Source organism: Lamprocystis purpurea DSM 4197 (assembly GCF_000379525.1).
GTDB lineage: Bacteria > Pseudomonadota > Gammaproteobacteria > Chromatiales > Chromatiaceae > Thiodictyon > Thiodictyon purpureum.
Genome location: NZ_KB902574.1, coordinates 1 through 12,932, shown reverse-complemented (window position 1 = coordinate 12,932; position 12,932 = coordinate 1). Strand labels below are relative to the sequence as shown.

At 65.8% G+C, this 12,932-nt stretch carries 8 protein-coding genes and 1 pseudogene; 6 read left to right on the top strand and 3 right to left on the bottom strand.

Annotated elements, in window-relative coordinates; translation table 11 throughout:
* The first annotated feature begins 29 nt into the window (after positions 1 to 29).
* On the top strand, positions 30 to 812 hold the full coding sequence (locus A39O_RS37350; protein WP_456073038.1) for a transposase: 783 nt from the start codon (positions 30 to 32) through the stop codon (positions 810 to 812).
* Between the two features lie 8 nt (positions 813 to 820).
* Here A39O_RS37350 and A39O_RS36020 read toward each other — a convergent pair whose 3' ends face one another.
* On the bottom strand, positions 821 to 3,265 hold the full coding sequence (locus tag A39O_RS36020; protein ID WP_083925015.1) for an HAD-IC family P-type ATPase: 2,445 nt from the start codon (positions 3,263 to 3,265) through the stop codon (positions 821 to 823).
* 316 nt (positions 3,266 to 3,581) lie between these two features.
* Between A39O_RS36020 and nhaD the strand changes: the two genes are divergently transcribed.
* The 5 genes from nhaD (at position 3,582) to A39O_RS0131260 (ending at position 11,563) form a co-directional block, all read left to right on the top strand.
* Positions 3,582 to 5,021, top strand: coding sequence for a sodium:proton antiporter NhaD (gene nhaD / locus A39O_RS0131280; RefSeq protein WP_211211769.1), 1,440 nt, complete (start codon positions 3,582 to 3,584; stop codon positions 5,019 to 5,021).
* A 310-nt stretch (positions 5,022 to 5,331) separates the two neighbouring features.
* The gene (locus tag A39O_RS0131275; protein WP_020508577.1) at positions 5,332 to 5,775 is read left to right on the top strand and encodes a hemerythrin domain-containing protein; all 444 of its coding nucleotides are present in this window, start codon (positions 5,332 to 5,334) and stop codon (positions 5,773 to 5,775) included.
* A gap of 142 nt (positions 5,776 to 5,917) precedes the next feature.
* Complete coding sequence (locus tag A39O_RS0131270; protein WP_020508576.1) at positions 5,918 to 8,770, top strand: valine--tRNA ligase; 2,853 nt, start codon at positions 5,918 to 5,920, stop codon at positions 8,768 to 8,770.
* 224 nt (positions 8,771 to 8,994) lie between these two features.
* On the top strand, positions 8,995 to 10,521 hold the full coding sequence (locus A39O_RS0131265; RefSeq protein WP_020508575.1) for a fumarate hydratase: 1,527 nt from the start codon (positions 8,995 to 8,997) through the stop codon (positions 10,519 to 10,521).
* A 55-nt stretch (positions 10,522 to 10,576) separates the two neighbouring features.
* Positions 10,577 to 11,563 (top strand): YhdH/YhfP family quinone oxidoreductase, encoded by a 987-nt coding sequence (locus A39O_RS0131260; RefSeq protein ID WP_020508574.1) that lies wholly within the window; start codon positions 10,577 to 10,579, stop codon positions 11,561 to 11,563.
* Positions 11,564 to 11,682: 119 nt separating this feature from the next.
* On the opposite strand, the gene A39O_RS0131255 is transcribed toward A39O_RS0131260, so the two are convergent.
* Positions 11,683 to 12,450 carry a Uma2 family endonuclease gene (locus A39O_RS0131255; RefSeq protein WP_020508573.1) on the bottom strand — a complete coding sequence of 256 codons (768 nt, stop codon included), beginning with the start codon at positions 12,448 to 12,450 and terminating at the stop codon, positions 11,683 to 11,685.
* Positions 12,451 to 12,646: 196 nt separating this feature from the next.
* A pseudogene (locus A39O_RS42460) lies at positions 12,647 to 12,932 on the bottom strand (hypothetical protein); the annotation flags it as partial.

Genomic DNA, 12,932 nt, shown 5'->3' with positions numbered 1-12,932 from the left:
TGGCCGATCGGGGCTACAATCAGCCGCAGGTGATCCTCGAACTGAGCGCCCGTCAGGTGTGGGTGGTCGTGCGTCTGATGCCGACGGCCATGCCGTTATACCTGCGTGAGATCGACGAAGAGCAACACGATCCCGCCGCGCTACGGCTGGACGTCGCCGCACACCTGCGCGCNGCGACNNGTGATACGGTCACGGTCCCCGTGTGGCTGCGCGGCCAGCAGACCAGTGGTCCGGGCTGGCTACACGCCGTGCGCTTGCCGCCGGCCGCGGCCGCCGCGGCGCGTGAGCGCTGCCGCAAGGTCGCTAAGCGCAAGGGCTGGACGCCGAGCGCCGCGGCCCTCTTTCTGACTGGGTGGATGATGGTATTCACCACCGTGCCGCCGGACGCGGTGGAGGGGAGCGCCGTGCTGGCGCTCTATCGTTGCCGCTGGCAAGTGGAGTTGATGTTCAAGCGGCTGAAAAGCCTGCTCGACCTGGACCACCTGCGCACCCAGCAACACAGTGCACTGGGCACCGTCTGGATTCTCGGCAAGTTGCTCTATGCGTTGGTGATCGAACGACACATTCAGCACCAGAGCCCAGCGGATTGGGACCGTCTGGACCAGCCCCGCCGGGTCACCCCCTGGCGCTTGGTGGCGCTCGCCCGCCGCCAGGTCGATGCCTGGATTCTCGAAGTCCACCGCCAGCGCCCCGAGCGCTGGGCGGCATGCCTTGAGGTGATAACGGAACGCCCACGCCGACGCCGCTTACAAACGCTCCCGGCCGCCGTCATCGCGTTCCTGAGTACGCCAGGAAATCAAATGGTTGCTTAAGTTGGCGCCTATGGGGTGTTGACCGCCGCGGTGCGCGCGCGCTCCAGGTCGGCGCCGTGCTCCAACTCCCATTGGAAGAGGCCGAGGGTGCCGGCCACGAGGATCATCGAGACCAGCAGGGTACGCCACAGGAAATATCCGGAGAAGATCGGCGCCCGCGGATCGCGCGGCGGTCGGCACATGACCCGCGTCTCGGCGGGCTCGAACGCGAGCGTCAGGGCCAGGGTCACCGCGGTGATCATGTTCACCCACAGGATCTGCACCGGCAGGATCGGCAGCACCATGCCGAGCCCGATGGCCACCAGAATGGTGCCGGCCTCGCCGCCGTTGGTCGGCAGAATGAACAGCAGTGTCTTACGCAGATTGTCGTAGACGGTGCGCCCCTCCTCCACCGCGCTGGCGATGGAGGCGAAGTTATCGTCGGCCAACACGATCTCGGCCGCCTCTTTGGCCGCCTCGGTGCCGTTCACGCCCATCGCCACGCCGATGTCGGCACGCTTCAATGCCGGTGCGTCGTTGACGCCGTCGCCGGTCATGGCGACCACCTCGCCGGCCGCCTGTAACGCCTGAACCAGACGCAGCTTGTGCTCCGGGCTGACCCGCGCGAACACATCGACGCTACTCACACACGCGCGCAGTTGCGCGTCGTTCAGCCCCGCGATGTCGGCACCAGTCATGGCGGCGCCCCGACCCGCCCCGGCCCCGATGCCGAGCTGGGCGGCGATGGCCGTCGCTGTCGCCTGATGATCGCCGGTAATCATCTTGACGCGGATACCGGCCGCGCGGCACGCGGCGACCGCGCGGATCGCCTCATCCCGCGGCGGGTCGATGATCCCGAACAGACCCAGCAGGGTGAGCCCGGTCTCCACATCCGCGAAGCGCAGGTCGCGCCGCTCCTCGGGCAGGGCCTGAAAGGCGCACGCCAGCACGCGCTGACCCTGCGCCGCCGCGCCCTCGACGCGGGCCTCCCAGGCGGCGCGCTCCAGCGGCTCATCCGCGCCGGCACGCCGCTCGCGGGTGCACATGGCGAGCACCTGTTCGGGGGCGCCCTTCACGTAAACAAAGCCATGACCGGCATGATCATGGTGCAGCGTGGCCATGAACCGGTGCGCGGACTCGAACGGGATCACGTCGGTGCGCGGACGCAACTCGCTCTCACGACTCAGATCCAGCCCGGCCTTGGCGGCAAGCACCGCCAACGCACCCTCGGTCGGGTCGCCGACGATGCGCCACTGATCGGCGTCCCGTTCAAGCCGGGCATCGTTGCACAACAGACCGGCGCGCAGCAGGTCCGGCAGATCGCTCTGGACAAGCGGATCGATCGGACAGTCATCCAGCCGGAATTCACCATACGGCAAGTAACCGACACCGCCCACCGTGAACGCCGCGTCGGCGGTCATGACCGTTTGCACCGTCATTTCATTACGGGTCAAGGTGCCGGTCTTATCGGAGCAGATGACGGTGACGCTGCCGAGCGCCTCGACGGCCGGCAGCACGCGCACGATCGCCTGGCGCCGTGCCATCCGCTGGACCCCGATGGCGAGGGTGATCGTGATGATGGCCGGCAGCCCCTCGGGGATGGCCGCCACCGCGATGCCCACGGCGGCCATGAACATATCCACCACCGATTGCTCCCACAGCAGCACGCCAAGGGCGAAGGCCGCCGTGGCGATCACCAGGATAACGAGGCTGAGCCATCGGGCGAACACCGCCATCTTGCGCAGCAGCGGGGTCTCCAGCCGTTGCACCTCCCCGATCAGCCGGGAGATGCGTCCGAGTTCAGTGGCATCCCCGGTCGCGACCACCACCCCGCTCGCTTGGCCAAAGGTGACCAAGGTGCCGGAATAAGCCATGCAGGTGCGGTCGCCCAGCGACGCCGTGACCGCCACCGGTGCCGGCTGCTTCTCCACCGGCATGGATTCACCGGTGAGCGAGGCCTCCTCGATCCGCAGATTCTTGACTTGAAACAGGCGCATATCGGCCGGCACCCGATCGCCGGACTGAACGACCACGACGTCGCCAGGCACCAGGGTCGCGGCGTCGATCAGGGTGCGGCGCCCGGCGCGCACCACGGTGGCCTTGAGCGACAGCATCCGCCGGATCGCCGCGAGCGCCTGCTCGGCCTTCCCCTCCTGGATGACACCGATGACGGCGTTGATCACCACCACGCCGACGATCACCGCGGTATCCACCCAATGGCCCAGCACCGCCGTCACGGCAGCCGCCGCCAGCAGGACGTAAATCAGGACATTGTGGAACTGCAGCAGGAATCGCAGGAGCGGGCCGTGGCCCTTGTGCTCGGTCAGGCGATTGGGGCCGAAGCGCTGCAGGCGCTCCGCCGCCTCGGCGGGCGTCAACCCGTTCGCCTCGGTGGCAAACCGGTGCAGCACCGCCGCGGCATCGGTTGCGTGGTGCTCCATGTCGGGCACGGATCGCTTTGGGTGGTAATTCATCGGACCTCCTAAGCCAATTGGACCACGGTGAGCGGGTCACGTTCCGGGGTCTTGATCATCGCTCCGGCCGCAAGAGAACTGGAGGCCGAGGCGTTCCCGTGATAGTCGCGCAGCGACGCTGTGGGAGCGGCGTCCCGCCGCGATGGGGTCGGGCGCGTCACCGCAGCGTTCGAGATCACCGCGGCACCGCATCGCGGCGGGACGCCGCTCCCACGGGGGCCATTCATCGTCCGCAAGCCGCCGCGCGACGCATCGCGCCGCGCCGCCAGACATCCGCAGGCTTGGCCCAGGCCGCGTCTCGGGTTATGGTACAGCCATGCTGTATCGCGCCCCGATCCTCAGGAGCCCCTTACTCGTGTTCATCCTGCCTGCCGTCCTCATCGGGGTCCTCGCCCTGCTCCTGCCAATCGCCGCTGTCGCGTCAGGGACCACCGATCACCCGGATCTGACCCTGCACCCGGCAGGGTTAGCGGCCCTTTTGATTTTTATAGTGGCCTATGTGCTGGTGATGGCAGAGGAGTTTCTGCACCTGCGCAAATCCAAGCCGGTGGTGATCGCGGCCGGCCTCATCTGGGCCATCCTCGCCTATGTCTCCGCCCAGCAGGGCGCACCCCAGGCGGCGGAGCAGGCGGTGCGGCACGCCTTCCTGGACTTTGCCGAGCTGATGCTGTTCCTGCTGGTGGCGATGACCTACATCAACGCGATGGCGGAGCGGCGCGTCTTCGATGCGCTGCGGGCCTGGCTGATCCGCACCGGATTCGGCTTTCGCTCGCTGTTCTGGATGACCGGGACCCTGGCTTTCTTCATCTCGCCGATCGCCGATAACCTGACCACCGCACTCCTGATGGGCGCCGTGGTGCTGGCGGTCGGCGGTGAGAACCGCACCTTCGTCACCCTTTCGTGCATCAATATCGTGGTGGCAGCCAACGCCGGCGGCGCTTTCAGTCCCTTCGGCGACATCACCACCCTGATGGTCTGGCAAAAGGGCCTCATCGACTTCTTCGGGTTCTTCGCGCTCTTCGTCCCCGCCCTGGTGAACTGGCTCGTTCCGGCCATCCTGATGCACTTCGCGGTGCCCGATCACAAGCCCACGACCGCATCCGAGGCGGTCGCGATGAAGCGCGGCGCCCGCCGCATCATCGCCCTGTTCCTGGTCACGATCGCCACGGCGGTGAGCTTCCATTCGTTCCTCCATCTCCCGCCGGTCATCGGAATGCTGACCGGCCTGAGCTATCTCCAGTTCTTCGGCTATTACCTGCGCATGACCCACACGCGCTGGCAAGACCGAAATGGGGATCGGGCCACCCGGGTGGGCGACATGACCCCCTTCGATGTGTTCAATCCGGTGGCACGCGCCGAGTGGGACACCCTGCTGTTCTTCTACGGCGTGGTGCTCTGTGTGGCCGGACTGGGCTATGTCGGCTATCTGTCGCTGGCCTCGGAGGTGATGTATCTGCAGTGGGGACCGCTTGCCGCCAACATCGGCATCGGCCTGATCTCGGCGGTGGTGGACAACATCCCGGTGATGTTCGCGGTGTTGTCCATGAATCCGGCCATGGATCAGACGCAGTGGCTGCTGGTGACCCTGACCGCGGGGGTCGGCGGCTCGCTTCTGTCGATCGGCTCCGCGGCCGGCGTCGGGCTCATGGGTCAGGCGCGCGGCGCCTACACCTTCTTCGGACATCTGAAGTGGACGCCGGCGATCGCGTTGGGGTATTTCGCGAGCATCGGGGTACATCTGTGGATCAACGGCTGAACGCGGTGCGGCGGGCGGCGCCGCGCACGTCGGGGCGCAAAGACGCCTTGAATTTCAGTTGACTTCACCGCAAGGTCCACCGGTTTCCCGAGTGCGCGAACGCCGGTCATCCGGCCCCCTTTATCTATTATTGATAAAGGGGCTTTGACTTGATCCCATTTTTAGGCTAAACAATAGACAAATGTCATGGACATGCCGGCTCGCGTGAGGGCCGGCAAGCAAGGTGCCGCCGATGTATCGGCGACGGAGTGTTATCGAAGGATTCATCCTTACGGCAGCGCCCGTGAATCAATAAAGAAGAGGACAATCTGTGCATACTCTCGACCGTTTCCGCAGTACCCACTCGGAGCTGCGTCAATTGATGGACGACCTCCGCCCGATCCTGACCAAGGCGCAACTGCGCTGTCGTCCCAACGCCAAGGCCGCATTTGAACTCTTGTGTGACCTGGGTGAGACGATGCGGCGGCATCTCGCGGCAGCTGATCACGGCGTGTACCCACGCCTGCTGGTTCACGAGGACCCCAAGGTCAACTCACTCGCCTGGGGATTCATCAGCAGCGAGAAGCCGCTGCGTGCAACCTTCGACGACCATTACACGAACTGGCTCAAGAACTGCGATTACAACTTCTGTGATCAGTTCTTGGCCGAGACGCACGAGGTCTTCGACTTGGTCACGCAACGCATTGATCACGAAGAAAAAGTACTCCTCCCCAAGCTGGTCGAGATCGGCTTGTTCCAAGACCTGCGGGTCTGACCCGACGCGCCCCAGCGGCGCGCCGCCGGCACCTCCGCGCGCTTAGCACCTTTCTCGACAGGGTCCGCCTGCCGTCTGAGCCATTCCGCCGGGTATACTCGCGCTTATTGCTCGAATCACCCCGCGGACAGACGTAAGCGCCATGCTGGACAAAAATTACGACCCCAAGACCCTGGAAAAGGCCTGGTATCGCCGCTGGGAGGAGCGCGGCTGGTTTGCGCCGGACGCCGCCACGCCCGCCCCGACCGCCGGTGCCGACACCTATTGCATCATGATCCCCCCGCCCAACGTGACGGGCAGCCTGCACATGGGCCATGGGTTCAACAACACGGTGATGGACGCACTGATCCGCTACCACCGGATGAAGGGCGAGCGCACCCTGTGGCAACCGGGCACCGACCACGCGGGCATCGCCACCCAGATGGTGGTCGAGCGCCAACTGGCGGCCCAGGGCTCGACCCGCCACGATCTGGGCCGCGCCGCCTTCATCGACCGGGTCTGGGAGTGGAAGGGAGAATCCGGCGGCACCATCACCGGCCAATTGCGTCGGCTGGGATCTTCGCTGGACTGGGCCAACGAACGCTTCACCATGGACGAGGGCCTATCTACCGCGGTACGCGAGGTCTTCGTGCGCCTGCACCAGGAAGGTCTGATCTACCGCCGCAAGCGTCTGGTCAACTGGGACCCAGTACTGCACACCGCGGTGTCGGACCTGGAGGTGCTCTCGGAGGAAGAATCCGGGTTCATGTGGGACATGCGCTATCCGCTGGTCAATGGGACCGGATACCTGGTGGTCTCCACCACCCGTCCGGAAACCCTGCTGGGCGACTGTGCGGTGGCGGTGAACCCCAACGATGAACGCTACCAGCACCTGATCGGGGAGTTCGTAGAGTTGCCGCTGACCGGTCGGCGCATCCCCATCATCGCCGACGACTACGCCGACCCCGCGTTCGGCACCGGCTGTGTCAAGATCACCCCGGCCCACGATTTCAACGACTACGAGGTCTGGCTGCGTCACCGCGATGAAACGGCCATTGCCGATCAACCGCACGGCGGCCTGATCAACATCTTCACCCCGGACGCCGCGGTGCGCTCCAACCTGCCCGAGGAAGGCAGCCTGATCCCCGCCCCCTACATCGGTTTGGATCGCTTTGCCGCGCGCAAACTAGTGGTAGCCGATCTCGAGGCGCTGGGGCTGCTGGCCCTGGTCAAGGACCATCGGCTGCAGCAACCCCGCGGCGACCGCTCCGGAGCCCTGATCGAGCCCTATCTCACCGATCAGTGGTATGTGCGCATCGCGCCGCTGGCCGAACCCGCCATCGCCGCGGTGGAGGACGGGCGCATCCGCTTCGTCCCCGACAATTGGAAGAACACCTATTTCGACTGGATGCGCAACATCCAGGACTGGTGCATCAGCCGCCAGATCTGGTGGGGGCACCGCATCCCCGCCTGGTATGACGCGCAGGGCAATGTCTATGTCGGCCGCGACGAGCAGGAGGTGCGGGCAACCCACGGTCTGGCACCTGAGCTTCCGCTGGAACAGGACCCGGACGTGCTGGACACTTGGTTCAGTTCCGCACTCTGGCCCTTCAGTACCCTGGGCTGGCCGGACGAGACCGAGCGGCTGCGCGACTTCTACCCGACCTCGGTGCTGATCACCGGCTTCGACATCATCTTCTTCTGGGTCGCCCGGATGATCATGATGGGCCTGAAATTCATGGGCGAGGTCCCGTTCCGGGATGTCTATATCCACGGCCTGGTGCGCGACGCCCACGGCGACAAGATGTCCAAGTCCAAGGGCAACGTCCTCGACCCCATCGATCTGATCGACGGTATCGACCTGGAGACACTGGTCGACAAGCGCACCAAGGGCATGATGCAGCCGCACCTGGCCGAGAAGATCGCCGGACAAACCCGCGCCGACTTTCCCGGCGGCATCCCCGGCTTCGGTACCGACGCTCTGCGCTTCACCTTCGCGGCGCTGGCCACCACCGGCCGCGATGTGAAATTCGATCTTGGACGGATCGAGGGTTACCGCAACTTCTGCAACAAGCTATGGAACGCCTCGCGCTATGTCCTGATGAACACGCAGGACCAGGACTGCGGCCTGGGAGCCGCCCCCGCCGACCTGGAGTTCAGTGCCGCCGACCGCTGGATCAGCGCCCGTCTTCAGGTCACCACCACGACGGTGCGCGAGTCCCTGGACAATTACCGCTTCGACCTGGCCGCCCAGGCCATCTATGAGTTCACCTGGAACGAGTTCTGCGACTGGTACCTGGAACTCTGCAAACCGGTGCTGACCGGCACCGACGCCAGCGACGCCGCCCGCCGCGGCACCCGCCGCACCCTGATCACCACCCTGGAGACCCTGCTGCGGTTGGCCCACCCGATCATGCCCTTCATCACCGAGGAGATCTGGCAACAGGCCGCGCCACTCGCCGGAGTCCAGGGCGAGACCATCATGCTTGCCCCCTACCCCACGGCCGCCGCCGGCGATGCCGTCGCCGATCGGGAGATCACGGCCGAAATCGACTGGGTCCGCCAGTTCATCCTCGGCGTGCGGCGCATCAAGGGCGAGATGAACATCGCGCCGGGCAAGCCCCTGCCGGTGCTGATCGCCAACGCCTCGGAGCAGGACCGCCGCTGGATCACGGCCGCCCGCCCCTACCTGGACTTCCTCGCCCGCACCCAATCCATCACCGTGCTCGACGACCCATCCCAGGCGCCCGAGTCCGCCATGGCCCTGGTCGGCGAAATGAAAGTCCTGATCCCCATGGCCGGACTGATCGACAAGGACGCCGAACTGAAACGGCTGGACAAGGAAATCGCGCGCCTGAGCGACGACGTGTCGCGCACCCAGACCAAACTCACCAACCCCGCCTTCGTCGACAAGGCCCCGGCCGCGGTAGTGCAGAAAGAGCGCGACAAACTCGCGGAACACGCCGCCGCGATCAGCAACCTCACGGCGCAGCGGGAGCGGATCGCCGCCCTGTAGCCCTCGCGTACGCGTGACCCCGCGGACCGGGAACGCGTGCACCGCTCGGAATTCGTGACACCGCTCCAGAGACTGTGAAAGTGCTCGCCAACATCGCGGCGAATACTTACCCAATCTCGGGAGCGGTGTCACGAGCGCATCGCTGGCCCCGCGGGGAAGCGGGTACCAGGACAGGCGAACTGGGCTAAGATCCGCTGATCATCAACCGCTACCATAACAAGCCCATGACCACCATCCGCGAGTCCGATTTCGTCCAGAGCATCGCCGACGCTTTGCAGTTTATCTCCTACTACCACCCCCGCGACTATCTCCAGGCGCTGGCGGCGGCCTACGAGGCCGAAGAGTCCCCGGCGGCCAAGGATGCCATGGCCCAAATCCTGGTCAACTCGCGCATGTGCGCCGAGGGCCATCGGCCGATCTGTCAGGACACGGGCTCGGTGGTGGTCTTTCTGAAGGTCGGCATGGCGGTGCGCTGGGAGACGCGGCTAAGCATCCAGGACCTGGTCGATGCCGGGGTGCGGCTGGCCTATCAGCATCCGGACAATGTGTTGCGTGCGTCCATCGTGTCCCCGCCGATCGGCGCCCGCAAGAACACCGGCGACAACACCCCGGCGGTGGTCCATGTGGAGTTGGTGCCCGGCGATCAGGTGGAGGTGCGTCTCGCGGCCAAGGGCGGCGGGTCGGAGAACAAGTCCAAGTTCACCATCCTGAACCCGAGCGACAGTCTGGTGGACTGGGTGCTCAAGACGGTCCCGACCATGGGCGCCGGCTGGTGCCCGCCGGGCATGCTCGGGATCGGCATCGGCGGCTCGGCCGAGAAGGCGATGCTGATGGCGAAAGAGGCCTTGCTGGGACACATCGATATCCAGGAACTCAAGGCCCGCGGCCCTGCGGACCCCATCGAGGAACTGCGCCTGGAACTCTACGAGAAGGTGAATGCGCTGGGGATCGGCGCCCAGGGGCTGGGCGGTCTGACGACGGTGCTGGACGTGAAGATCCTGAGCTTCCCGACCCATGCCGCCTCGCTGCCGGTGGCCATGATCCCCAATTGTGCCGCGACCCGGCATCTGGACTTCACGCTCGCAGGCAACGGTCCGGCCGTCCTGGAGCCGCCGCGCCTGGCCGACTGGCCGACCATCGCCTATGACGCGACCGCCGGCGCGCGCCGAGTGAATCTGGACACGGTGACGCGCGAGGACATCGCCGCCTGGCAGCCCGGCGAGCGCCTGCTACTGTGCGGCCGGCTGCTGACCGGCCGCGACGCCGCCCACAAGCGGATGGTGGACCTGCTCAACAGCGGCGAGGGCCTGCCGGAGGGCGTGGACCTGCGCGGGCGCTTCATCTATTACGTCGGTCCGGTCGACCCGGTGGGCGACGAGGTGGTTGGCCCCGCCGGTCCGACGACGGCCACCCGGATGGACAAGTTCACCGAGCAGATGCTGAGCCGGACCGGGCTGATCGGCATGGTCGGCAAGGCCGAGCGCGGTCCCGCGGCCATTGAGGCGATCCGCCGTCACGGCGCCGTCTATCTGATGGCGGTGGGCGGGGCGGCCTATCTGGTCGCCAAGGCGATCAAGTCCTCGCGACTGGTTGCCTTCGGTGATCTGGGGATGGAAGCGATCCGCGAGTTCGAGGTCGAAGACATGCCGGTGACCGTCGCGGTCGACAGCCGGGGCGAGTCGGTCCATACCACCGGCCCGGCGCAGTGGCAGGCCCGCATCGGCAAGATCCCGGTGGCCGTCGTGGGTTAGGGAGCACCGTTGGCGTACGGCAATCGCCTCAACAGTTTCACAGGAGCATCCGACCATGACCACCTACCCCGCCTTTCGCATCCATCATGACGCCGCCGGCCACCACGCCGGTCTCGAGGACCTGCCGAAGCCCACCCCCGCGGACGGCGAGGTGCTGATCCGGGTCCAGTATTCCGGGGTCAACTACAAGGACGCCCTGGCCGGGACCGGGCGCGGCAAGATTCTGCGCACCTTCCCGCTGGTCGGCGGGGCCGATGCCGCCGGCGTCGTGGAGCAGTCGGCCCATCCCTGCTATCAGCCGGGCGACGCCGTGATCGTCACCGGCTGGGGCCTCACCTTCGACCATGACGGCGGCTTTGCTGGCTATCTGTGCTGCCCGGCGGAATGGCTGGTGCCGATGCCCGCCGGGCTCGATACCCGTACCGCGATGATCCTGGGCACCGCCGGCTTCACGGCGGCGCTGGCCGTGCACCGCATGTTGGGCAACGGGCAGGACCCGGCGCTGGGGCCGGTGCTGGTCACCGGCGCCAGCGGCGGGGTCGGTTCCATGGCGGTAGCGATCCTCGCGCGGCTCGGCTTCCAGGTGACGGCCATCTCCGGCAAGCCGGAACTCGCCGACTGGCTGCAGGGACTGGGCGCGACGCAAATCCTGCCGCGCGACGCGCTGGCGGAAGCCCGGCGCCCGCTGGAACAGGCCCGCTGGGGCGGCGCGGTGGACAATGTGGGCGGCGAACTCCTGGCCCAGATCACGCGCACCGTCGTCCCCGGCGGCAACATCGCAAGCATCGGGCTGGTTGGCGGGCATGAACTCCACACCACCGTCATGCCCTTCATCCTGCGCGGCGTCAGCCTGCTGGGATGCAATTCGGTCGACGTGCCCTACCCGCTACGCAAAACACTCTGGGAGCACCTGGCCGCTGACTGGCAGCCCCGGAATCTGGAAGGGCTGGCTTCGGGGACGGTCGGGCTCGCGGACTTGCCCGAGGTGTTCGAACGGGTGCTCGCCGGCAAGACCCATGGGCGGGTGTTGGTGGCGATTTAGGCGATTCCCGAAGAACATCGCCCCACGCGGGCTCAACCGCCGGTGACCGGGGCGACGCAACCGGAGGCCGACGCTTTAGCGGGCGGCGGCGCGTTCCGGAAATCACCTTAGCAGCCAGCTCAGGGCTCGATGCCCAGCGCACGCAAACGCTCGGCCAGACGTTCGGCCCGGTCCCGTTCCTGCTCCGCCCGCGCGGTCGCCTGTTCAGCACGAATGGACTCCTGCGCCGCACGTGCGCTGGCCTCCTCAGCGCGGGCGTCCGCCTCATCAGCACGCGCGGTCGCTTGTTCCGCCAGGGACGCGGCCTGGCGCGCGCGCCGTGCCAGTTCCACTGAACTCAGAAACGGCTGTCCCTGGGGATCGAAAATCTCCAGTGTCTCGCCGGTCAGGGCGAAACGGATGCCGAGCCGCGGACTGGTCCAGCCCCGGAGATGGGACATCCGGCGCAACTGCCCATCCTGGCGCAGCCAGATGTCGAGTGTGTTAGGAGATGGGTCGTAGACGTAGTATTCCTCGACCCCAAAGGTGTCGTAAAAGGCGAGCTTGTCGGCCATCTCCATCGCACTGTTGGCCGGCGAGAGAATCTCGAAGACGACCTGGGGGGCAATACCACCCTCCTCCCATTGCTTATAGGAACCGCGCCGGCCCTTCGGTCGGCCGATCGCGACCATCACATCCGGCGCCACCGGTCCGGAGATGCGGCGGTCGGGCACCGGGTACCAGAAAAGGTCCCCGGCGATGAACACATTGGGGTCCTGGGCGAAGAGAATTTCAAGATTTTCCTTGATCTTGACCAGCCACTCATACTGTTCGGTGTTCTCCGCCATGGGCTGTCCGTCGCTCTCCGGGTAGGGATCGTCGGGGTCGTAATGCGGGAGTGCATTCATCGGTTGAGTCCTCCTTCGGGGTCAGCCCAACCCGTAGCATAACGAAACCCCGAAGCCGATTTCCACCCGCGGGTTCCGGACCCAGCAAATCCAAATTTGGGTGGCCGCTGCCAACAGCGTGCCGGCCGCGAGGCTGATGGTGGATGCGCTGCGCTTATCCACCCTACAAAACCTGCTCCGCTGTAGGGTGGATGGCTCATGAGGCCAACTGTGTGACGCCACACAGCATTCGGAGAAATTCTATGCAGCATATTTTGATGTTGTGAGCCCATTCATGAATGGCGACATACTGCTGAAGATAGACCTTGTTGACACCACGAAATGGGCGGAGAAAATTGCGCAATCCTGTCCAAAAGCCCTCGCTGGTATTTACATGCACTTCCCGAATGCCGTCTCCGTCATCATCTCTGGCCCAGACGCGCTTGCCGGGCGTATGACACACCGTCACATGTAAACGATCAGCTTCCCCGAGATGATTATAA

What these genes read in the sequence shown, in the direction of transcription:
- A39O_RS36020 (WP_083925015.1), bottom strand. Translation starts at nt 3,265, where the DNA reads ATGAATTACCACCCAAAGCGATCCGTGCCCGACATGGAGCACCACGCA.
- nhaD (WP_211211769.1), top strand. Translation starts at nt 3,582, where the DNA reads ATGCTGTATCGCGCCCCGATCCTCAGGAGCCCCTTACTCGTGTTCATC.
- A39O_RS0131270 (WP_020508576.1), top strand. Translation starts at nt 5,918, where the DNA reads ATGCTGGACAAAAATTACGACCCCAAGACCCTGGAAAAGGCCTGGTAT.
- A39O_RS0131265 (WP_020508575.1), top strand. Translation starts at nt 8,995, where the DNA reads ATGACCACCATCCGCGAGTCCGATTTCGTCCAGAGCATCGCCGACGCT.
- A39O_RS0131260 (WP_020508574.1), top strand. Translation starts at nt 10,577, where the DNA reads ATGACCACCTACCCCGCCTTTCGCATCCATCATGACGCCGCCGGCCAC.
- A39O_RS0131255 (WP_020508573.1), bottom strand. Translation starts at nt 12,450, where the DNA reads ATGAATGCACTCCCGCATTACGACCCCGACGATCCCTACCCGGAGAGC.